This is a genomic window from Legionella waltersii (genome assembly GCF_001468085.1).
Taxonomy (GTDB): Bacteria; Pseudomonadota; Gammaproteobacteria; order Legionellales; family Legionellaceae; genus Legionella; species Legionella waltersii.
On sequence record NZ_LNZB01000020.1, the window covers coordinates 1 to 23,179 of the forward strand.

Below are 23,179 nucleotides of genomic sequence, written 5' to 3' on the forward strand. Positions count from 1 at the left end.
AAACCTCTCAAAAGCAACATCTATTTTGAGGCAACGACTCTGTACTTATTTTGTCCTTCGGCAACACCTTTCATTGAGGCAATAGGCGGGTTTATTTGATGACAATTAAGGACAACTAATGACAACAAAATAACAATTGCTTATTAACATTAAGTCTTGATTTAATAAGGTGTTTTATCGTCTTTCATTGTTTTACACGACAAGCATATAGGGGTCTGACCAAAATTTATATTGAATAAACAATATTATACGTCTTAAAACACCCAGATTTTAACTCTTAAAAGCTATTTTTGAGTCTTAAATGAGCTTTTAAGAAAAAAATGATTTGTTGTCAATAAAGTCTATGTTTAGGCAAATTTTTGTTGAAAAAGCGCTGTCCCAATCACTTTATTTTCGGTCCAGAAAGGCTCTCTGGATAGCTTATTTTCTTTCAATAATTCTTGTATCAATAGCGAGTGGTTATCTCTAAATTCTTCAATTGAGTGATACCCTAAAAGTTCAAGCACCACAGTTACTGATAGCACTTGATATCGTTGTCTCCCATAGAAGAGTTCATAATAACCACAATACTCCCAATCAAGGGGATTTTGCACTCGTCCAGTTCGAACCCTATTTAAATCAATATACATAAAACAACCAGGTTTGTCGGTAAATGCTTACCAAGTGGATATGAAGAGGCTTGTTTACAGTATCTATGCTTGCATAAATTAGAGGCCATTTTAAGGCTTAAAAATAGTTTCTAAGATCATAAATTCAAGTTTTTATTGGTTATTTTATTGATTATTAATAGAAATTCTTGGTCAGGCCCTGACGAATTCTAGAGTGAAGTGAAACATAGGAGTTCCCTTTATTTTTAATGGAGGCCTTAGGCTACCGGAGCTAATTTTTATCTTGGAAAATTCAGCCGATTAGTTGCATTCCTGACGATTGAGCATGCGCGGATGTCTAATCATAACTTTCCCAACCTCCCCCAAGCGCTTTATATAGACTAATCAAGGCAGTTAATGAAGAAACCTCAGAATTAACTTCTTGAGTTTCAGCATTCAGAAGAGCCGCCTCTGATTGCAGTAGTGATAAATAATCATCCTCACCGTATTGAAATCGTTTCTTGGCAAATCGCACAGCTCTCTTGTTAGCAATGATGGCAGCACGCAAGCTATGGTTTGTATCCAGCGATTGGCTATAACGGACAAGAGCACTTTGAGCTTCTTGCAATGCCTGGAGGATTATCTTTTTGTATTGTATTGCTGCTTGCTGAGCAGCCGCCTTTTTACTCTCAACATTAGCTCTAATCTGGCCACCATGAAATATGGGTAAACTGACTTGAGGACCCATGAGCCAAAATCCACTGCTGGATTGAAATAACGTATCAACAGAAGTACTCTGAACAGCGAGATTGGAAATAGAAAGATTAAATTGCGGGAAAAAGTCAGCAACTGCCACACCAATTTCAGCTACGGTAGACGCCAATTGCCTCTCTGTTGCTCTTATGTCTGGACGCTGGCGCAGAATATCCGAACGTAATCCCATAGGCACTTTTTTGGGAGGGGTGGGTAAAGATTGAATTTTTGCAATATCTTTGAGGATTGCTTGAGGATCTTTACCCAGCATAACAGCAATTTGATAAGCGTTCACTTGTATTTGAGCAATATAATTGGGTAAAACAGATTCTGTATTTTTTAACTGGCTTTCAGCCAAAGAAACATCGACTTCACTACTAACTCCAGCCTTATAACGTTGGCGGACAAGAGCCAATGTTTTTCTTTGCAATTCCATATTTTTTTGTGCAATACGATACAACTGTTGCGCGCCTCTCAAGTCTATATAACTTCTTGCGATCTCGGCTATCGTGGATAATAAAATGGTGCGACGTGATTCATAAGCCTCCTCCAGGCTTGCTTTGCTTGCTTCAACTTGTCTTCTTGTTTTACCAAATAAATCCAGCTCCCATTGTGCATCAAAACCCAAATTATATATCCATTGATTTCTGTCAATAAGGTTAGATGTTGGAGAATTAGCAAAAATCCCCTCCAACGTACCCTTACTGATTTGCAAGGAATTAGCACTCGCTGATCCATTGATCTGCGGATAAAAATTGGCAACAGAAATTTGTTTTATTGCACGGGCTTGGCGGATACGAGCTTCTGCTGCTTTGATATCAAGGTTATTACTTGCTGCTTCGTTAATGTATCGATCAAGCAATGGATCATGAAATGCCTTCCACCAAGTTAAATGGGCAGGAGCACTACTGGAAATTTTTTTCTCTAGTTTGTTTGTTGGCCATTTCTCCTGAATTTTAATCTCTGGGCGGTGATAATCAGGGCCGACAGTACAGCCATATAAACAAGAAATACTAAAGACTAGCGCTAACTTTCTGTTCATACTGTTTCTTACTCCATACGCTGCTTAAAAAACCAGCCGGCAATAAATAATGTAACAGCCCCTACCAAAAGAAGTGGCCATGTTGTGATAAAAACTTCCAAAGCCGACATGCCTTTTAAAAAGGTGCCAATTACTGCTATTAAAGTAAATTTTAATGGGTTAAACCATGTTAAATCCTGGAGCCATTCCGGCATGTTTTCAACCGGAGAAGCGTAACCGGAAAGGGTCACAACAGGCACCATATAAATAAATACACCCAAAATTGCTTGCTGTTGGGTTTTACACATAGAAGAAATAAATAAGCCAACACCCACCGTTGACATAATAAAAATAAACAAAATATAAACCATCAGTAACGGAGAGCCATAAAAAGGAACATCAAATAGCCAAACAGCAGCAAACCACATCAAGAGACCTTCCGCCAAACCAATGATAATGGCAGGAATAGTCTTACCTATAAGAATTTCATAGGGGGTAAGAGGTGATACTAATAATTGATCAAAGGTTCCCAGTTCTCTTTCTCTGGCTACCGATAAAGCAGTAACCACAAGAGAAATCAGCATGGATAAGATGCATATCAACGAAGGAACGGTAAACCAAAGATAAAGCAAATTTTCGTTAAACCAACTTCGAGTCACCATCACGGGAGGTATCATGATTGCAGAATTCGCTTTTTGAATTTCCTGATTATAGTTTTCAATAATAGTACTGATATAACCATTTACAATTTGGGTTGCATTCGAACGTCGACCATCCAAAATGAGCTGAATATTCGCTTGCGAACTCGATTCGATTTTACGAGAAAAATCTTGGGGGATAGTCATTACTACCATTGCTTCCTGGTTATCTATGATAGGTTTGATATCAGAATGTTTTTGAATAAAAAAAACTTTTGAAAAAGTTGGTGAGCCAATAAAGCGTTGAATCACTTCATACCCATGCTTTCCGGAATCCTGATTTAAGATGCCGATAGAAATATTTTTAATTTCCATAGTAGCGGCAAAAGAAAAAATTAATAACTGGAGAAGTGGAGGAGCTATCAATACAATTCGCCCTTTGGGATCTTTGAATAAAGTCAATATTTCTTTAATGACAAGAGCAAAAATTCTTGTTGTTGGAGATAATTTTGCCATTAATCAAGCCTTTTTCTTGTTTTATGCGCGGTAATAAAAAAGAATGCAAATCCAATCAGTGCAATCGCAAAGAGGCAACGAGTCAAAAGAGACCAAATATTACCTGTTAAAAATAAGGTTTGCAGACTCGTCACAAAATAACGTGCGGCAAACAAATGAGTGAGTAGCTGTATCCACTTAGGCATCGAATTAATTTCAAAAATAAATCCGGAAAGAATAAATGAAGGCAAAAATGCAGACATTAAAGCCAATTGTGAAGCCACAAACTGGTCTTTTGCAACAGTAGATATTAATAATCCCTGTCCTAAGGCAGCAACCAGAAAGACAGCTGAAACTAATGTCAGGGCTAAAAGAGTGCCATGGAAAGGTACTCCATAATACCACGTTGCAATAATAGTGCATAAAAACATGGAACCCATCCCTAGCACAAAATAGGGTATTAATTTTCCTAGGATGATGTCAACAATAGAAATTGGCGTTGCCATCATCGCCTCCATTGTGCCCCTCTCCCATTCCCGGGCGATTACCAGGGAGGTGAGTAATGTTCCAATCAAAGTCATAACAATAACTATTGAGCCAGGAATAAGAAAGTTTCTGCTTTTTAGCTCCTGGTTATACCAGTATCTGGGTTCAAGGTTAATTCCGGATTTAAACGTGATTTGCCCATGTTCATAAGCTTGGGAACTAATCCAGGTTTGCAAAGCTCCAAGTGCATAATTTTCTGCAAAACCAGCAACTTGCGGATAAGAACCATCAACGATGGTTTGCAGCGCTGGCTTGGGATTTCCACTCAGACTATCAGCAGTGAAACGTTGAGGAATATCAATAAAACCACGAATTGTTCCATTAACCAAGCCATAATGAAACTCTTGCCTGTTTGTTGAAATAGATACATCCAAAAATCGGGAGCCACTAAAAGATTGAGCAAGACTTACAGTAGACGAATCATAACTCTCTAAAGCCAAGCCAAACTTGACTTGATCGGTGTCCAGATTAACACCATAACCGAAAATAAAAAGCAAAATTAAGGGCAATACAAAGGCAATTAATATCGTACTGGGATCACGTATAATTTGCAGAGTTTCCTTAATCACCAAAGCCTTTAGAAAGCGAATATTCAACCACTATTCTCCCTGTGTTAATGTACTGGCTCGCTCAACTCATCCAATCGGATTAACTCGATAAACGCGTCTTCCAATGTAGGATTGGGTAATGCGGAGTTACGCACTTTATCCTTTAAGTCATCAGGTGTTCCTGTGGCAATATTTCTCCCCCTGTAAATAAGGGCGATACGATCGCAATATTCAGCTTCATCCATAAAATGAGTAGTTACCATCACAGTCACCCCTTTATTCACCATACCATTAATATGTGTCCAAAACTCACGTCGGGTCAATGGATCAACCCCCGAAGTCGGCTCATCAAGAAATAACACATCAGGCTCATGCATTACTGCACAAGCCAGAGCGAGACGTTGTTTAAAGCCTAATGGAAGGTCACCCGAGTTCTGCTTTAAGTGTTTTTTAAGATCAAAAATTTCAATCATGCTGTTGATCTGTGATTCCTGCCTTTTTCCGTATAACCCATAGAGGCCAGAAAAAAAGCGCATGTTCTGCAAAGCATCCAAATGAGTGTACAGTGAAAATTTCTGAGCCATATACCCAATACGGCTTCTTGCTTCAGATGATGAAGTCTTTAGATCGAGTCCCATTACAAATGCTTGTCCTTGTGTGGGTTGCAATAAACCACACATCATTTTAAATGTGGTTGATTTACCTGCTCCATTAGGGCCTAATAATCCAAAGATTTCACCGCGTTTGATTGTAAATTCATTATTCGAAACAGCAGTAAAACTACCAAAACGTTTGGTTAACCCCCGAGCTTCGATGATAGGCTTGTCACTATGAGGCTTTTCAGCAATATGCTCGGCTAACAAAGAGCGACCACTTATTTTAGTGTTCAGACTGTCAATAAAAGCATCTTCAAAACGCGATTCAACTTCTTGAAAATGAACTCCGGGTTCCTGAGTTATACTATCCAGGCTTGGCTTTATTTTTTTATCACCAATCACTATACGAATATTCTTACCCTGAATGACACCATCAATTACCTCAGGGGTATTAAGGGCATTCATCAGAGCTTGGCGACGATTTATCAGGGAAACACCGCAAATTTGAAAAGTCCGATCTTTGGTTTTTTGCAAAAAATCCCCTGGTTTTCCATGGTATATTGGTTTTCCAGAATTGAGTAAAAGAATTTGATCACATTTTTCAGCTTCATCAAGATAAGCGGTTGACCAAACAACACCCATACCCCTTCCAAGCAGACCCTGGACCATAGACCACAACTCCCTTCTGGATATTGGGTCAACACCAACACTCGGCTCATCAAGTAATAAAAGCTTAGGCTCACCCATTAAGGCACAAGCCAGTCCCAATTTTTGCTTCATTCCTCCCGAGAGATTACCAGCCAGCCGTTCCTGAAAAGGCTCCAGTGCAGTAAATTTAAGTAATGTCCTAAATTGCTCTTCACGTTTTTCGCCATGGAGATTTCTAAGTTCAGCATAAAGCCGCAAATTTTCTATAATGGTTAAATCTTCGTACAAACCAAATTTTTGTGGCATATAACCAGTAATTGCATGAATTTTTTCCGAGTCGGTCCGGGTATTGAGACTATCTACTGTAATTGTGCCTTGCGTAGGCATCATCAGGCTGCATATAAGACGCATAAGAGTAGATTTTCCGGCCCCATCCGGTCCAACCAAACCCGTGATTTGCCCTTCAAAAATTGTTGCAGAAACATTATCTAACGCTGGGTCAATGTTTCCAGGAAAAAATTTGCTAAGCCCATTAATACTGACTAGTGGCTTTGAACTATTCATTACTATCAATTCACCTTTAAAGGGATTTTCACAGTAACAGGCATTCCTTGCCTTAATCCGTTATCCGGTTGGTCAATAACGACTCTTATACGATAGACAAGATCCGTTCGCAATTGAGTAGTTTCAACAATTTTGGGTGTGAATTCTGCTTGGGAGGAAATAAAACCAATATGTCCTTTATAGGGGGTTTCTGGATTGGAGTCCGTATAAATCAAAGCATCCTGTCCAGGATGAATCCTACCTAAAAAAGGTTCATCAATATAAGTTCTTACCCATACTGGATTATCAATAGCTAGGGTATAAACTGGCTCCGCGACATTCACAATAGCCCCTGGTTCCTGAATTCTGGTCAGTATCGTCCCGTGAGTTGGGGCATGAATTTCCGTGTCGTTCAGTGCTATTTGAGATTTCTCAAGATTCGCTTTAGCCACAGAAACTTCCGCACTACTTGAATCTTTCATCGCAACGGCATCATCAAAAAGTGCTTTTGAAACAGCCCCGTCATCAACCAATTGCTCACGTCTTTTATAAGTTCTACTTGCGTTTTTTTGATTGGCAGTGGCTTGTTCCAATTGGGCTTTTGCCATTTTCAGGCTGGCTATAAAAGTATCTTTATCAAGCCTGGCGAGTACTTGCCCCTCCTTAACATGAGCACCTTCATCAACGTCCATAGACAGGATACGCCCTGAGACACGAAAGGATAATGAAACGTCACGTATATCAACGTTTCCGTAAAGTGTGAGCCAATTTTGACTTTCTTCTTGTTTAACAAAGCTATACGCAAACCAAATTGCTGTGATGAAAAAAAGTGCGATGACGATACGTATTGTTATCGCTTTTTTACTCATATAGTTCTCCATGAATTCTTTGGCATCCTAACCCTTTGTCCTCATTATATTTTCTTTAGAACTGCGAAAAACTCCAATCTCTTTGTCAAACATGGTTTCAGCTCGGGGATTTAGTTTATCTAAATCTCTTCATTACAAACATTATTTGCCCGGACCTTGGTTTTTGTTTTTATCTTAAGTCCTGTTCTTATTAGAAAGTATAAATATAGCCTCATAATGCCATAATTAATCATTTTAAAATAGATTTAGATCGGGGGGAAATAAGGCAAACCCCAGTAATGGGTTTTATATAGAGCAAATTGCTAGTTAGTATATAGGGGTCGGACCAAAATTTATATTACACATTACCAACAAATGAATATGATTCGATGTAATCATATAATTTAAAACACAAAATCCATACCGTTTCCTTGCTTCATAAAGCCAGTATCGGTATCGCGCTCTATCGTGTTTAAATTTAAATAAAAACTCACGTTTGTGACACCGGTGTGTTATATGAAACACTTGACCAGGTGCATATATCCTGCTTGCTCGATGCATGTTATTCCTTTTATTTGGACTTGAAACGGCGATTCTATGTATCCGTTTTAGAAAAACAAGGTTAAGTTCCTAGAGCTTAACTTAGAAGGCATTTTAAGTCTTAAAAATAGCTTCTAAGAGTTAAAATTAGAGCCTTTTATCAGGTATCATATTGTTTATTATTAGAAATTTTTGGTCCGACCCCTATATTGATTTTTTATTATTAGAAATTTTTGGTCCGACCCCTATATTGATTTGTGTTCTATAATATGAGTAACGTAATCTGGACAGTTAAGTTCTTTTATAGAATCGAAATTTCATGCCTATTGAGCATTGGGAAAGCAAACCACCCAAAACCAGGATACCCGAATAAAACTGGCAGAAGAGGCTATGTATGAAAATAAAAAATTGACCGGTTAAAAAAATGACAAAATCATGAATGATATTTAAAAGGCTAGGATGTTTAACACCATGATTCCAAAACATTCATTATGGATGAAAGAGACGAAATCGAACCGTCGATTTTTAATAAATATGTATATCATTTGAAGGTTTGGTTAATGATTACCCAATTACAACATCATATATTAGGGGAGTTAACAGAATCTCAATTGATGCATCTATTTGAATCAGCTGAACTAATTGAACTCAAAGCAAATACTAAATTTATTCACGAAGGGGATAAAGAACCATTTTTTTATTACATTATTGAAGGTGCGGTTTCTATTTTTATTCATTCTGGAAAACAACAATATGTTTTGGCCACTTTGTTGAAAGGAGAAACAGTTGGTGAAATAGCATTAATAGACGAAGGACCTCGTTCTGCTTCCGTAAAGACCCTTAAAGATACAAAATTATATAAATTTGACATCAATAAATTAAAAAGTGAACCAGAGTTCAGCAATACCCTTGCTACCTTAACAAAAATAATCAGTAATCAACTTTCTAATAGACTTAGATATACAAACGCAGCTACTGTTGCAGCCCTTGAAAAGAAATATATTATGAGTATCTTTTCAATTAGAATGTTGATTTTGCTCTCTGTTTATGCACTTTCTTTAAACTTAATAGTAATAAGTAAGCATTATTTGCCAAACGCCAATTTTATCAGTGTAAGTATGATACTGGTATATGTTGTGGTGCTTTTTTCAATAGTCCGTCAAAGCAGTTACCCCCTTAGTTTTTACGGCTTTAATAAGGAAAACCTCTTTAAAAACTGCAGTGAGGCAATTTTGTACAGCATCCCGATTATGGGTCTCATTTTATTGCTTAAATGGTGGCTCATCGTTTCTATTCCCTCGCTTCACCATTTGGCCCTATTCGACCCGTCAGCAATCTTCCAACATGGCGTCACGTTTAGCTTAAAAATATATTTAATTTCTATTCTACTTTATTCGGTATTTACCCCAGCACAAGAGTTCGTTGTTCGTGGTTGCATTCAGACTTCATTACAACACTTGCTGGATGGGCCCCACGCTCAAGTTAAATGGAAGGCTATCTTTATTTCTAATCTGATTTTTGCAAGTGCTCATTCCCACTTAAGTATGGGTTTTGCTTTGAGCACGTTTATACCTGGAATTTTCTGGGGTTGGCTGTTTTATCGCCAAAAATCTTTGATAGGAGTAAGTATTTCACATTTTCTAATTGGAGTTTGGGCCGTCTTTTTTGTAGGAATTCAGAGTATTATATAACCACAGAGCCTGCATCACCCCAAGAATAGGTTTCGTTAATTATAAGCGCATTTTTTGCTCAAGGAATATTCTGAAGTTCTAGAAAAGAGAGCTGGCGTACATTAACATGATTACAGTGGGTTATTTCCAAAATTACCTCGCTATGGGCGATTTGTTCATCTGATGAAAAGAGCAATTTTCCACTTAGCATCTTTACACAACTGAAAGCAGGCCAAGAGACAGGGATTTATTGCATCGATTCCAGCTGTTTACCAGTTTGCCATATCGGATGGACAAATCGCCATGATAATAAAGAGACTGCTCCTATGTTAAATAAATTTAAGAGATTGGCCATTGGCAACAAGGGCTACCCAGGGAAAAAGTATATTTTTTGAACGGTCGTAAGTAAAACTCCACGTCAAGTTATTAAGTTTGATTGTCGTAAACCAGATAAATCTGATGGTTATATGTGCAAATCGCTTAAAACTGTATTATATTTAATTTGAGTGTATTTTTGAATTGGTTGTTTGTGGAATCATGAAAATCTTCGCTGCCGCTTTATCTCTATCCTTATTGTGTATTGTAGGTACAGTCAATTCTGAACCTAAAAATACTGAAACCAATAACGCTCAACCTAAAATTGAGGATTATAAATTAATGGTGAATGGACGGCCTTTTATAATCAAAGGGATGGCCTATGCACCTGAACCTAAGGGCTTTCCTGGTAATAAAATTTCTGGAAAATCGGAGTATGGTTGGGAATATAAAAATGGAGCTTGGCTATGTATGCCTGCGAATCAATACAACCCCAATGATTGGAAATCACCTTGTGATGATGATGATTTTTTTGGAACACTGAAGATTGAGAGTGCTGCGAACGAAACCTATAACAAAGAATTACAGAGTAAGTGGGAACGTGAACTAGATCAAATGCAAAACATAGGAGTCAATACTCTAAGATTGTATAATATCAATTCTGTAGGAAAAGATCATATTGCATTCTTAGACGAAGTTTCAAAAAGGAACATGTATGTCATTTATCCAATTTTAACTGATTACCTTTCAAAGCAAGCAAATTATGACAAAAACAAAATTGTTAATTCGATTAAAGAAGTTTGCGGCAATAAAGCAATTCTAGCATTTACTGCAGGAAATGAATTGCCTGTATTTGAAGATAAAGCAACCCTGGCAAGGGTAAATGAAGTAGTGGATTTAATACACCAAAATTGCCCGGGAAGTTTAGTGACCTATGCTATGGCAGATGATCCTTCCAAATGGGCTGTGTCTAAGGAAGGCGAAACCAGTGAATTAGTAGAAAAAATTCCGAATGTAGATTTTATTACAGTAAATGCTGGTTACCGAGGTGACCCTTCAACAAATGCGTCTCATGGCTACAATGAGCTATTTTTTAATCAAATACAATTAACCACCGAAAAGTACAAGAAGCCTTTTCTTATAGGAGAAGTAGGTAAGCATTTGAACGATAAGTATGGCCCCACATGGTTTAATGCAGTTTTGAAAATTATTTTAAACCGCTCTACCGAAGCACATAACCTAGGTCTAGTCTTTTTTGAATACAATGATGAACCCATTAAAAAGTCTGCAGCAGGAACTTCAAATGATATTACTATGGGCATAACTAAAGCAGGAGTTTTACAGCCTGGTACTGAATCAACTGTACAAGATCCAGCCAATGAGCAAAAAACTGACTTTCAAATGTTTACTGGGTCGGATTGCAACTTCCTTAATTGCAATAGCCAATAACTCATCGATAAAGTGAGGGGGAGCAAAAAACTTATGCTTTTAAATGAGTTTTATTTTATCTGTTCAGGGGGTACATCTACCATTAATGACAAATTTTCTGTGCTTGTGTGTTATATTATATCATATTCTAGAATATGGAATGGGCTATTTGCAATTCGCGAATAGGGAATAATAAAAGACATGGAGCACAGCCTGATTCCAGCGGCAGTACGGTATTTTTAGAGGCCTAATTGGGACTTTTTCAAAAATCACATTTAAATAATCATTTATTATCAATAAATTAAGTGGCTAATGTGATAGCCGCCATCCCCACCAAATTAAAGAAATTCAAAATATCATTATAGGTAGCCTGGTAGCTATATACAGCTATTCAAAGTTATCCGCAGGTTTATTCTTTAATTTTCACTCCATGACTAATTAAATTTCCCGGATATAGAACCACCTTTTCTCCTTCTTTGAGTCCATTTGTCACAATTGCATTATCAGAGTTATGGCGTTTTATTTTTATTGTACGCTTAATGGCTCTTCCATTTTCAGGGACAAATACCGACCAATGTTCGGAGTCTCGAAATAATGCACTCATGGGTACAAGTAATTCTTTTTTTGATTCATAGATAAAAATTTCTACGTCAACTCTGAATTCATCTCCAAGATTTTTCCATTGATCATAAGGAGAAGTAATATCAATAATTACATTAACCCTTTGTTCTTCAACTCCTAGGGCTGAAATTTTAGTATATCCACTTGGCTCTATAGTGCGAACTGTACCCTTTAACGCTATAGATCCACCCCATCGTTTAATTAAAACCTTTGCTTTTGTTGGAATTTGAGCCGCATCAGTGCTTAAGACATCTGCTACTATCTCCAATTTAGACACATCAGCAAGTTCCATAATATTGGCACCTACATTGAGAGTAGTTTCACTTTTTTGATGAATACGTAATATCTTTCCTGAGATGGGTGCAACAATGTTCATTTGTTCTTGAGAGTAATTTTGATTAGATGTGGTAGCAGCTAAGGAAGCTTTAATTTTTTCAATATCGTGTTCTGTACTATGGACCTTACGTTCGGCGGCATTAACGATTTTTTGTTTCAGCTTATACTCCAATTCAATGTGCTCAATTTCACTTGGACTGATGTATCCTTTTGCTACTAGAGCTTTTTTTCTATTAAAATCCGAAAAGGCTGTATCTAATGCTGATTTGGCTTGTTCCAGCATTGCTTTGGCTTCTTCATACTTAGCTTCCGCTGCGCCTAGCTCTTGTTCCAATTCATCTTTGGCACGAATATCGAGTAGCGATGGGGAAGCGGGAAGAATGATTGCCAGTATATCATTCTTGTTTATGGAATCTCCTTCCAGGTAGTTAATTCTGAGCAATTTCCCCATCACTGGGGCGGTTACAGTGTATATTTTAATTGCTCGTGTTTTTGCATCATCTTCTATGTATTCTGAATAGGGGCCATACTTAACCTCCGCTAGTTGTACTCTAACTGGCGCTGGTCGTATTAGCCAAAAAATAATGCTAAAACAAAGGGCTAAAAAAATACAAAGCGCAATATATTTTTTAATGTTCGAATGAATTACTGGCACTAATCACCCACTTTTAATACAGCCGTTAAATTGAGTTGTTGTATTCGTTTTTTAATAATAAATAAACTCATTACACTTGAAATCATTACCACAATTATTGATATTGCATAGGTTTTAGGTTCAATTATAAAAGGAATTTTAAACCAATCAGTCTGCATCAACTCTAATATAGTCCATGAAATCCAATATCCAAAAAGAATACCCATCGGTATAGCTAATAGTACCTCAAAAATAATATTGTAAAAGAGGATGTTAGACACTTCTCGCTCGGTGAATCCCAAGACTCTTAAGGTGGATAACTCCCATGAGCGTTCAGCAAGAATGATGATGGCATTGTTATACACTACAGCAATCGCGATAACTATTGCGAACCCTGCTAATATCGAAGTAAAAACAAGTACATGTTTCGCAAATGTTTCTTTGAATGTTTGAATAATTGACGTATTAGAGGTTATCGAACCTACTTTAGGTATCTTTTTGATTTCCTTGTATAATTGATTAATACGCTGATGATCAATGGAAATGCCTGCTAGATTGATCAGATGATCTTCATTGAGTAGTCGATTAATTAAAAAATTAGTTGTATAGGCGAACATCCCTACATAATCATTAACTATTCCTTGAACTTCAAGCTTGGTTTTTGCTCTGTTTCCTTCAAGCATATTGATGTGAATCCAGTCTCCTACGGTTACATGTAATCGTTCAGCCAAACCTTGGCTTAAGACAAGTCCACTCTCAGGTATAAAGATTGGATTTTCATTCTTATCCAGCACTACCTTTAATTTTGCATTGGGGGGAATGCCGAATAATGCAGTTTGTTCAGTGTAATTTTGATTACTTAATTGAGCAGGAGAAATCCGGTAACCTTCAGCATTAATTACCCCATCGACATGTTTAAGTTCTAGGAGCACTTTATCTTGTAATTGCTGTGTGAATGATACGGTTGCATCTTGTTTTTGCGACATTAAAAATTGTGTTTTTATTAAATATTCCACTGCATCTTGCCAAAAGAGACCTAATATAACTATAGCCATAGCTAGAGCAATACCTATTGATGTAATTACAGTACGAAATAAATGCCTAAAAGTATGGCGATAAAACATTTTCGCGCTTGCAGAAAAATGGGACAGTAAACCCCAATGCTCCAATTTGAGTGTTCGATAGATGGGTGGGGCTGGAGGACGCATCGCAACCGCTGGAGCTAGATTAACTACTTGATATATTGACTTCAAAGCTCCAGAACCAGCAGCAAAAAAACTAACTAGAACTCCTATCATTGCAGCTTGAATTGAAAATATATAATTAAAAACTGGGAATCTGAAATATTCAGCATAAAGTAGTGTCATTATCTTGCCAAACCAGGCACCAAGTCCTATCCCTAAGACAGTACCTACAAGCACAATCACCAGCACGAGTTTTGAATAATAAAAGACGATTGATGAATTGGTATAGCCTAGAGCTTTTAATAGAGCGATTTGTTCGCGTTGATGTTGAACCAGTCGTCCAGTTACTAAATTTAATAAAAATGAGGCTACAATCAGGAAAATAGGAGGAATAAAGGAGGCAATAATCTTTTGTTGATTTATTTCATTGGTTACAAATCTATCTGAAGTTTGCTCCTTTCTGGAATAGGTAATGGAGAGACCATAATCCAAAAACAGTCTTTCTAAATCGTGACGTACTGATTTTTCAGAGGCATTTGGCGCCAAAGTTAAACTAATATCATTAAACCCTTCCTGCATTCCAAAAGCGGCACTTAGAGCTTTATGACTCATCCAGAACACGCCAAAATGTTTATTATCTGGGAGAAGATCCTGACCACGAATTGCATATACATATTCTGGAGATAAGACGATTCCAACGATACGCAAGAGTTGCCGATGGCCATTTAATAGGGCATAAATTTGATCTCCTGGTTTTATAGAATTTGCTTTGGCGAATCCTTCATTAACTAATACTTCATTTGACTTGCCTGACTCAAGAAAACGACCCTTACGTAAGAATAATTGATTTAAATTGGGTTTCCTTGAGTCGGGAAGGGAGATAAAACGTCCTATGGCAGGTTCTTGCAACCAGGGCAAATCTAAAGTGACATCCTCAACAATACGCGCCTCTACTTGAGAGACACCCGGTATTTCTCCAATCCTTTTCTGCATATAAAGTGGAGCTCGTTTTAAAGTTAAAAACACATCTGCAAAATGATAATCGGAGTAAAATCTGTGTTGAGCCTGAGACAATGACTGGTAGGTACTAATTGATGAAATTAAAACACTAATCCCGCTGCAGACAACCAAAGAAATAGTAACAACCTGTCCTTTCAGTTTAAATAAATCTCGAAATAACTTCTTGTTTAAGATCATTACCATGATAGATCAGCGGCTTTTCGTTTACTTTTATTTTCAACGATCTGGGAGATACGACCATCTGCGATATGAATTATCCGGTCTGCCATTTCACCTATTACTAGGTTATGGGTAATGATGACCACTGTAGTGTTTAATTTTTTATTGGCCAATTCAAGTGTTTCCAATACTATTTTACCTGTTTCGCAATCAAGAGCGCCGGTGGGTTCATCGCACAAGAGTACATCCGGTTGTTTGGCTATGGCGCGAGCAATAGCAACTCGTTGCTGCTCACCTCCTGATAGTTGAGAAGGGAAATGTGATATTCGATTTTCAAGCCCTAGTAGCTTAATTGCCTCAACAGGATCCATGGGATTTTCTGCAATTTCGGTAACTATTGATATATTTTCTAAGGCTGTTAAATTGGATATTAAATTATAGAATTGAAAGACAAAACCAATATGCTCTCGCCTATAGCGGGTAAGCTCAAGTTCACTTGACGCGGTGATGATATGATCTTTATAAATTACTTCTCCAGATGTAGGAACATCGAGGCCACCAATAATATTGAGCAAGGTAGATTTGCCGCTTCCTGATGGCCCCAATAAAACAATCAATTCACCTTGAAATAAATCCAGATTAATCTTTTGCAAAGCATGGATTTGGACCTCACCCATTTGATATGTTTTAGTTAGATCGCGTACTTTAAAAGCAGGTTCTCGCTTCATCAAAAGGTCCATTTTTTGGTGAGTTACTCACTATAAGTGTAACAACAAAATTTTGGTAGGGTAAGCAGTCTTAACATGCTAGTCACTTGATTTATTCAAAGCAAGGATGAAATGTTGGTTGAAAAAAGAAGCACCATTACAGCATCAAAAAATCTCTTCATATCAGCAAAGTAGCGGGAACAATTGCCATCGGTTGCAAGCAACCAATCGCAATTGAAAGACTGTCGTTTGCGTCAGACTTTGCTATCCAAAAAACCAGGCTTACTGCAGCTATTAGTCGGAAAGTAAACAAAGTTCTTCATAATATTTGTTATGCTTAAAAATGCTTCATTTGCTGAGGTGAGAGTTTTAATATCTAGTGAATTAATACCGAGGCCATCAACATCAGTCACAGGCAAATCAATAACAAGAGTAGTTTCTGCTGTAGCTGCTTTCCCTATTTGAATACGAATTTTACCTTGGCCGGTGGTTATAGGGCCAAACAAGGAAAGATACGTTTGTGTTTTTTTCATTTAACCAACTATATTAAACACCATGACAAATGACAAATGACAAATGACAAATGACAAATGACAAATGAATAAGGGATGAATGATTTTAAGAGCCTTATTGACACGTACTTGAAGTTATTCCTACTTACGGTATTATTAAAGGTAAGAATATAAGGAGGAAGATATTATGCTTGTTCAAAAACTATCTATTTCCTTGCCTCAACAGCAATGCGAATTTATTGAACATTACCTTGTAGCTCATCATCTAAAAAGTCGCTCTGAGGTTATTAAAGAAGCACTGTACTTGTTGCAACAAAAGCAACTTGAAGCTTATTACAGAGAGGCGAATCAGGCGGTTGATTTAGCCTTTGAGAATACATCTTTAGATGGACTTGAAGAAAATGAAACGTGGTGAGATTTATTATGCTGATTTAGATCCTACCGCGGGCAATGAAACTAAAAAAATTCGCCCAGTAGTTATTATAAGTAATAATGCTAATAACATTGCTGCTAACACAATTACCATTGTACCAATTACATCAAATGTTAATAAAGTTTATCCATTTGAAGTCCTGCTTAACAGTAATGATAGTGGTTTGTCAAAAACTTCAAAAGCCCAATGTCATCAAATTAGAACTATATCAAAAAATAGAATTTCTAATAGGAAGGTTCAGGGCATCGTTAGCAATTTAATCTTATCTAAGATCAATTCTGCATTAAAGTTACACTTAGATCTATCTTAATGATTCGAATTTTTTATTTTTAGCCGGATTAATCCTGAATTTGGATTTGTCGATTGGTTGTCCTTGCTTCACTATGATAAAATCAATCAATACTACTAATTTAATTCGTGATATTGGCAGATAATGTCAAAATAAAATTGACAAAAATGCACAGTAGCAATTGAGAGAAAAACTACCCAATAACAGCCCAAAAATCAGAGTATTAAATATAATACATTAATAACAATAGCTTAGAATAAATTATCTCAGCTTTAATTCTCGCCATCCTCACCGAATTAAAGAAATTTAAAATATCATTATATGTAGCCTGGTTGCGCATAAAGTCCAGGAAAATGGCTTGCATTGAATTAATTTGACTATATAATGCCACTCCATCACGAACACCAAAGTGCTGCACACATGAAATCACTTGGGCAACCCCAAATTACTGGCACCTTTTACATCCAGGCTCGCTATCCGAGTCACAAAATAATACCAAGCACATACCTTCACTAAACGTTGGATTGAACCCCAACTCCCCATTTTTTTAACGATTCATGCAAAACACAGTTCGGTGCAACTAGCGGCAGACGCTGTCTTTTCTTAAGCCAGCCACAAGACCGTTACCCTAGTGCATCTGCGTTTTGCTATAAGCAGAAGGTATTTTCAATGTATACGATAGATGAAATCGAAACGGTAAAAAAAGAGGTTAAAAAGCGTATTGAAACATGTCGGATTCAAGGCGATTCCTCGCTTGATTTATCAAAGCTCGAACTCAATCGGCTAGGTGAAAATCGCTTGGTCGAATTGATGCGAGAAATTCCAAAGAACGTAACCATCCTGTCTTTGACCAATAACGTCCTTTAGGAGCTCGGCGCCGAGGGTCTAAAAGCCACTCTGCAGGGTATTCCTGAGAATGTCACCACCCTGGATTTGGGTTGGAATATCCTTGATGAACTCGGTCCCGATGGTCTAAAAACCGCACTGCAGGGCATTCCAGAGAACATCACCAGCCTGATTTTGAGCGCTAATGGGCTTTTTACGCTTCGTGATGGGGGTTTAAAAACCGGACTACAGGGTATTCCTAAGAACATCACCACCCTGAACTTGAGTGTGGGTTTCCTTTTTGACCTCGGTGCCAACGACTTAAAAACCGCACTGCAGGGCATTCCAGAGAACGTCGCCACCCTAGCTTTGAGCAATAATTCTCTTAATGCTCTCGGTGTGAAGGGCCTAAAAACCGTTCTTCAGGGCATTCCAGAGAACATCATTTCCCTGGACTTGAGCAAAAATGATCTTTATACGCTCAACCTCCTTGACTTAGTAAAGGCCCTAGCAACCATCCCAAATCATGTCACCTCCGTTCATCTGGGCGATAATGGTCTTTTTATCAAAAAAACAACCAAAGAAATCGATGCGTTTCTTCAACTATTGGGCGAAAACAGGCATCGTTATAATTTATCTGGTAATGGTGAGTCGCAATTAGCCAGGGCTCTGGCGCCTATGGCTCTATTAACGCAAGAAAACTCAACCAATAATCCGGCGTTTCCCACGTTACCCAAAGATGTTGTTGCCCACATCCTCTCCTTTTTGGATACCAAGCACAATCCTGAAAATAAAATTGAATTTTTCGAATCCCAACTGCAACTAACAATCGAAGCCATCGCCACCATCAAAAGCAAGAGGATAAGTGCACCAATCAATCCATGTAGCGATTATAAGACTCATCTGGAGAGCACTAACAACGCTCAACCCATTTTGCAAATCCCTCAAGAGGTGTTCCTAAAGCATATCCCTCTTAATGCCCAGGATATTAAAAATCTTCGTTTAACATGCAGTGGTTTCTCATTTTTTAGATACAAATCTGCAATAAATCGGTCAGGAAAAGGAGATGCTTATTTATTAATGGAGAAGGTTATTCATTTTCGTATAAAAGAAGCAACGGAAATTGTTCGAAATAACCCTGAAGCTTTATTTATGAAAATTTGTTACGAGGTCAACGAAAAGGTCGACGTTGATTCATCCGCGACTGAATTTCACAGCCCTCTGCAACGTGCATTTAGGAATTTGGATACTTATATGTGGAATAGTCTATATGAAACCATTAAGGAGGACCCTGAACTATTAAAGCAGTATAAATCCCAGCTATCTGAAGTTAACGCCCATTTTGATATTCAGCCACTAATTTCTGCTTATGATAATTACTTGACATTTTATGAAAATGAAAAACCTGAGCTTAATCATATAGATGAGGATTCACCGGAGGCAGTGAAAGCCTTCAGATTATTTAGAGACATACGGACCCAGCAAGATTTGTTGCCTATGCATATGATCTATGAAATGTGCAGGCCAAATGCACACATGTCGTGCAAAATAGACTATGATAAAGTGTTTACAAAAGAATATTTTAATGCTGAAAAACATACGTGGTTATTTTTAAACCCAGTGTTGAATTCAGGCCCAAGCGCGAATAGTCATCCCGATGCAGGTCGGTTTGAAATTTCGAACAACCCGCCTCCACCTTCAAAAATCTTATGCTTCATTGAAGAACAGCGGGGCGGGATAACCCTTCCAGTAAACAAGCTTAAAGATTTAGAACAACTGGTAAATAAGGGGCTAGGTGCTTTAGTTCGCGGTGACTATACATTCGGTGCATTTCCTGCACTTGCGTATGGCACGGCTGTGGAAGACGATCAACAACTTTTTTTGAAATTGTATGAAATCAGGCTCAAGGAATTCCTAAAACATAAAGAGTTGTTATTCGGAAATTCATGTACCAAGGAGCGAACCATGACGCTCAATCAATGATTGATTCTATAGCAATCAAGTATAGCAACTGTCTTGAATGAAAACTCAGCGCAGTTGCTATGGTAACTAGGGTTCCTTAGAGTCAAATGTAACCGCTTGGCTTTCTTCATGATTGAATGAAGGATTTGCTTCTTTGTTAGAAATAGATTCTTTATTAAAAAACATTAAAAACTTCGGCTTATTGCTTTCAAGTGAATTGAGCTCGCTTTGAAGACGCTCTCGCTCACGAGGGTTTAACCCAAATGTTCTTTCAAAGCAATTTTGAGCGGACATTACAGCTGCCAAGTTCATACCACAACAGAGTAAAAAATAAAAGTAGATCATAAATATTGCCTCTACAGTGGGTATATCACTGAAAGACAATCCCACTCCGAATGCACCAGTCGTAATTAAAGGAAGAGCACTTATACACAAAATCTCACAAGGTATTTCAAAAGTTAATATTTTCTTCTTACGATTCTTTATTTCATCTTTCAAGCCCGATTGTTTTTCTAAATAATCTACGATGACTCGACGAGCATCTTTATAAGTATAAGTACTAAACTATTCCTGAATGTGGGGAGCTAATTTTGTCAAAGGTATATCGCAAATTTCTTTATTCAGTGCTTTATTCAAGAGAGCAATTTTGTTCAAATCAGGTAACTCTAAAAAGCTATAAATGATAAAACGTACCTCTTTAGGCCAGTATACAAAATTAACTGGTGAATCTGTTGCAATATTAGGTATTGCTGGATTTGCTGAACTATCGTTTGGTCGAAAGAAGGGTAGAGGCGATGTAGTTCTTCCAGAAAGACATTTAAACATTTTAAAATTACTCCTAACACTCATAATTTGTAACAATTAAGGACAGATAATCAATTGAAGATTAGGTTTAGTTTGATAGGAGTTTGTGGCTTGGATATCGATCGTGATTAATTAAGCAAAGTTCTTCTCTTACTCCCTTGTAACGCAATAGTATTTGAGTCATTTTTTCAAGGGATCTTGGAGTCATTATGGATGAATAATGTTGATTATTGGGCATTGTGTCGCATATGTTGGCATGTATTGGCATCAAATTCAAGATTTAAATAGGGACGGACTCAGGGGGGCTACTTTCAAGCTTTCAATCATTTGATTGGCAACAACTCGATGGCAGGGCATTTGCACCATCCTTTGATTTGTCTTGTGTGGACAAGACCATCAAGATCAAATTGAGATCCTGGTCGCGAGCAACCAGGCTTGCTGGAGTTGACTTCAATATTGATCACAATTCCAGCATGTTAAAAATTTAAATGAATGATTCTTTTTCAGGCCTTTTGGTAAATGCTTACAAAGACATATTGGCAGTGGAATCAGAGTCATGGTTTCGATTAAACAATCTTGGAGAAGTCGAATGCAATGAATTTGATGCTCTACTATGTGTAGCTCCCGCCATTTCAAGACACGCAATAATATCGGAGTTTTTTAATTGACACGCAGCAGTGAGCGCGTTAATTTGGTGATTATCTCTAGCTTCTACACTCGCACCAAATTGAAGCAACAAGTTAACACTGTCCTTATCCTGAACTCGAACTGCGGCAACTAACGCTGGTGTTTGTAAAGGAGAAGGCTCAACGCAATCAGGACTAATGCCTAACTCCAAAAAACCACGTACAGCACCTGTTTTTTTTGTTCGCAGGGCTGTAAAAAATCCATTCACTAGAATTTCAGTGACTTCGTTATTTGCTGTAAGTGCTGCTTTAACGCGATCAAATTGAATCTTGTCAGGATACTCACTTCGTGCATATCCTCTATCTGACTCAAGTACGAAACTAACAAATTCCGCGACATCGGCGATGACATATTCAGGAATTTTTGACATAACGGCTCCTTTTAAGTGTTGTATTGACGCACCCAACCGAATAAGTTATCCACGGGATTGAATGCTTTTAATCGCATAATCGCCTCTAAAAATTTAAAAAGGAATTTAAAATCTGAATGTTACTCAAATGTCCATTTTCAGTGCGGGTCACATTAGGACAAAAATAGGTCATTTTCGGACATACTTTTAGCCGAGTAGGGAAAAGCCTAGGGTTTACAATGATACCCTTTGCTCAAAATCTTTCAATCCCTAGTGAAAACAGAACGATTAACCGCATTACTTCAGCGTGAGTTTATAGGCTTTGATCCTAAAATTCTCCATTGGATCAGGCACGTACGATTCTTTTAAGCCATTGATTGTTACATTAGTTGTAAGTGATGCATCGTCGGTAAGAAGAATAGTTATTTTGACTCCATAGGAATCACAAGCAAGTATTAATTTCATAATAACCCTTACCAATAACCTAAGATATTTCAATTAAGTATAGAATAAACTAAATGCAACTAATACTAACGTACAATTACCCATTGTTACTGAATAGTTACCGTCCATCATACCCACAGGCCTTATTGACGTCATGGGTGAGGGGGCTTGGATTGTTTGCTTCGCTTTCCATTGCGTATCACTTATGGTGAGTAACTTGTCAAATTTAGATGCGTTTATCCATGGTGTCTTGCGCATGACTGATGATTGATTCAATTGAATGTGGTGACATTTCTGTAAGCCCAATTGAGCCTAATTCATTGCCTTTCGTAATTCTCATACTTAGATTTCGATATAAATCACGACGTTCTGCTAGATTATTAGATTCTGGAGCATAAATAGTGCCGGTTTGAGGATCAACCGCTAAGCTTAGTTGATCCAATTCCATGTGTAATCTTAATAAGGCCGAGTTGATCGTTACCCCCTGCTTTTCTAATTCATTGCAAATTGCTATACCTTGTACTATCGAAGAATCATTTCCCCCAACTACATGTGCTACAGCAGAATGACGATCAATTTTTGTAAATACCTTTGCTAACACCTCTTTGAGTTGTGGCATAGAAACTAAAGCATCTATATGAGCTAGCCATGCGCACTTATTTCTTGGATCAGCTATCGCTAGAATAAAACAACATCCTGCTCCCATTGATCCTAAGATTCTTCGTTCTTCTGTATCAGCGGTTATAAATGCACATTCGCCCACACCAACTTGTACTGATTGTTCTGGTTTAAAATCAATCGGTTTAAAGTTTGGTACGCGTTCATTTAATTGAATAAGGCGTTCACTTATGTTATCAGGTAGAAGCTTCTTGTACTCTCCCATACAGTCATTAAAAGTTCTCTCCCACTTATTTTCGGATTCATAAAATTTCATTAATGACCTTGATGGATACTGAGAATTACTTATGATTTATATAGTTGATAAGTAAGGGGCCGTCAAACCACGACTCAATGAAGAGGCCGAGTTTGCAAAAACT

The 23,179-nt window shown here is 37.6% G+C and carries 22 protein-coding genes; 6 read left to right on the forward strand and 16 right to left on the reverse strand.

Annotated elements, in window-relative coordinates:
- Window positions 1-347: 347 nt before the first annotated feature.
- The 7 genes from Lwal_RS04875 to Lwal_RS18165 all read right to left on the reverse strand — a co-directional run bounded on the left by Lwal_RS04875 (window position 348) and on the right by Lwal_RS18165 (window position 7,784).
- On the reverse strand, window positions 348-629 hold the full coding sequence (locus tag Lwal_RS04875) for a hypothetical protein (protein ID WP_058479800.1): 282 nt from the start codon (window positions 627-629) through the stop codon (window positions 348-350).
- 316 nt (window positions 630-945) lie between these two features.
- The gene (locus Lwal_RS04880; protein WP_058479801.1) at window positions 946-2,382 is read right to left on the reverse strand and encodes an efflux transporter outer membrane subunit; all 1,437 of its coding nucleotides are present in this window, start codon (window positions 2,380-2,382) and stop codon (window positions 946-948) included.
- Window positions 2,383-2,390: 8 nt separating this feature from the next.
- Window positions 2,391-3,515, reverse strand: a complete 1,125-nt coding sequence (locus Lwal_RS04885) for an ABC transporter permease (RefSeq protein ID WP_058479802.1) — start codon at window positions 3,513-3,515, stop codon at window positions 2,391-2,393.
- Window positions 3,515-4,636, reverse strand: a complete 1,122-nt coding sequence (locus tag Lwal_RS04890; protein ID WP_058479803.1) for an ABC transporter permease — start codon at window positions 4,634-4,636, stop codon at window positions 3,515-3,517. The genes Lwal_RS04885 and Lwal_RS04890 overlap by 1 nt, the downstream gene beginning before the upstream one ends.
- 17 nt (window positions 4,637-4,653) lie before the next feature.
- A complete protein-coding gene (locus Lwal_RS04895; RefSeq protein ID WP_058479804.1) occupies window positions 4,654-6,396 on the reverse strand; it encodes an ATP-binding cassette domain-containing protein in 1,743 nt (580 codons plus the stop codon).
- Window positions 6,397-6,401: 5 nt separating this feature from the next.
- A complete protein-coding gene (locus Lwal_RS04900; RefSeq protein WP_058479805.1) occupies window positions 6,402-7,244 on the reverse strand; it encodes an efflux RND transporter periplasmic adaptor subunit in 843 nt (280 codons plus the stop codon).
- 306 nt (window positions 7,245-7,550) lie between these two features.
- Window positions 7,551-7,784, reverse strand: coding sequence for a transposase (locus Lwal_RS18165; RefSeq protein WP_083500041.1), 234 nt, complete (start codon window positions 7,782-7,784; stop codon window positions 7,551-7,553).
- Window positions 7,785-8,323: 539 nt separating this feature from the next.
- Here Lwal_RS18165 and Lwal_RS04905 point away from each other — a divergent pair.
- Both Lwal_RS04905 and Lwal_RS04910 read left to right on the forward strand, forming a co-directional pair.
- A complete protein-coding gene (locus tag Lwal_RS04905) occupies window positions 8,324-9,454 on the forward strand; it encodes a cyclic nucleotide-binding domain-containing protein (protein ID WP_162264091.1) in 1,131 nt (376 codons plus the stop codon).
- A 516-nt stretch (window positions 9,455-9,970) separates the two neighbouring features.
- Window positions 9,971-11,197, forward strand: coding sequence for a hypothetical protein (locus Lwal_RS04910; protein WP_058479807.1), 1,227 nt, complete (start codon window positions 9,971-9,973; stop codon window positions 11,195-11,197).
- A 388-nt stretch (window positions 11,198-11,585) separates the two neighbouring features.
- Here Lwal_RS04910 and Lwal_RS04915 read toward each other — a convergent pair whose 3' ends face one another.
- From Lwal_RS04915 to Lwal_RS04930, 4 genes are all read right to left on the reverse strand, one after another.
- Window positions 11,586-12,788 (reverse strand): efflux RND transporter periplasmic adaptor subunit, encoded by a 1,203-nt coding sequence (locus Lwal_RS04915; protein ID WP_058479808.1) that lies wholly within the window; start codon window positions 12,786-12,788, stop codon window positions 11,586-11,588.
- Window positions 12,788-15,154 carry an ABC transporter permease gene (locus tag Lwal_RS04920; RefSeq protein ID WP_058479809.1) on the reverse strand — a complete coding sequence of 789 codons (2,367 nt, stop codon included), beginning with the start codon at window positions 15,152-15,154 and terminating at the stop codon, window positions 12,788-12,790. Before Lwal_RS04920 ends, Lwal_RS04915 begins: the two co-directional genes overlap by 1 nt.
- Entirely contained in the window at window positions 15,148-15,858 is a 711-nt protein-coding gene (locus Lwal_RS04925; RefSeq protein WP_058479810.1) for an ABC transporter ATP-binding protein, read from the reverse strand. The genes Lwal_RS04920 and Lwal_RS04925 overlap by 7 nt, the downstream gene beginning before the upstream one ends.
- A 233-nt stretch (window positions 15,859-16,091) precedes the next feature.
- Complete coding sequence (locus Lwal_RS04930; RefSeq protein WP_058479811.1) at window positions 16,092-16,370, reverse strand: hypothetical protein; 279 nt, start codon at window positions 16,368-16,370, stop codon at window positions 16,092-16,094.
- A 166-nt stretch (window positions 16,371-16,536) separates the two neighbouring features.
- Here Lwal_RS04930 and Lwal_RS04935 point away from each other — a divergent pair, with 166 nt between their 5' ends.
- From Lwal_RS04935 to Lwal_RS04950, 4 genes are all read left to right on the forward strand, one after another.
- Window positions 16,537-16,764, forward strand: coding sequence for a ribbon-helix-helix domain-containing protein (locus Lwal_RS04935; protein WP_058479812.1), 228 nt, complete (start codon window positions 16,537-16,539; stop codon window positions 16,762-16,764).
- Window positions 16,751-17,092: a type II toxin-antitoxin system PemK/MazF family toxin gene (locus Lwal_RS04940; RefSeq protein WP_058479813.1), complete on the forward strand. Its 342-nt coding sequence runs from the start codon at window positions 16,751-16,753 to the stop codon at window positions 17,090-17,092. Before Lwal_RS04935 ends, Lwal_RS04940 begins: the two co-directional genes overlap by 14 nt.
- A 648-nt stretch (window positions 17,093-17,740) precedes the next feature.
- On the forward strand, window positions 17,741-17,938 hold the full coding sequence (locus Lwal_RS04945) for a hypothetical protein (RefSeq protein WP_058479814.1): 198 nt from the start codon (window positions 17,741-17,743) through the stop codon (window positions 17,936-17,938).
- A gap of 66 nt (window positions 17,939-18,004) precedes the next feature.
- Entirely contained in the window at window positions 18,005-19,879 is a 1,875-nt protein-coding gene (locus Lwal_RS04950; protein WP_058479815.1) for a leucine-rich repeat domain-containing protein, read from the forward strand.
- A gap of 66 nt (window positions 19,880-19,945) precedes the next feature.
- Here Lwal_RS04950 and Lwal_RS17285 read toward each other — a convergent pair whose 3' ends face one another.
- The 5 genes from Lwal_RS17285 to Lwal_RS04970 all read right to left on the reverse strand — a co-directional run bounded on the left by Lwal_RS17285 (window position 19,946) and on the right by Lwal_RS04970 (window position 23,076).
- The gene (locus tag Lwal_RS17285; RefSeq protein ID WP_133141273.1) at window positions 19,946-20,356 is read right to left on the reverse strand and encodes a hypothetical protein; all 411 of its coding nucleotides are present in this window, start codon (window positions 20,354-20,356) and stop codon (window positions 19,946-19,948) included.
- A 66-nt stretch (window positions 20,357-20,422) separates the two neighbouring features.
- Window positions 20,423-20,683, reverse strand: coding sequence for an F-box protein (locus Lwal_RS04960; protein WP_058479817.1), 261 nt, complete (start codon window positions 20,681-20,683; stop codon window positions 20,423-20,425).
- A gap of 502 nt (window positions 20,684-21,185) precedes the next feature.
- Window positions 21,186-21,719: a transient-receptor-potential channel family protein gene (locus tag Lwal_RS04965; protein WP_058479818.1), complete on the reverse strand. Its 534-nt coding sequence runs from the start codon at window positions 21,717-21,719 to the stop codon at window positions 21,186-21,188.
- A 276-nt stretch (window positions 21,720-21,995) separates the two neighbouring features.
- Entirely contained in the window at window positions 21,996-22,163 is a 168-nt protein-coding gene (locus Lwal_RS17290; protein ID WP_157066266.1) for a hypothetical protein, read from the reverse strand.
- 205 nt (window positions 22,164-22,368) lie between these two features.
- Window positions 22,369-23,076, reverse strand: a complete 708-nt coding sequence (locus Lwal_RS04970) for a hypothetical protein (protein ID WP_058479819.1) — start codon at window positions 23,074-23,076, stop codon at window positions 22,369-22,371.
- Window positions 23,077-23,179: the final 103 nt, after the last annotated feature.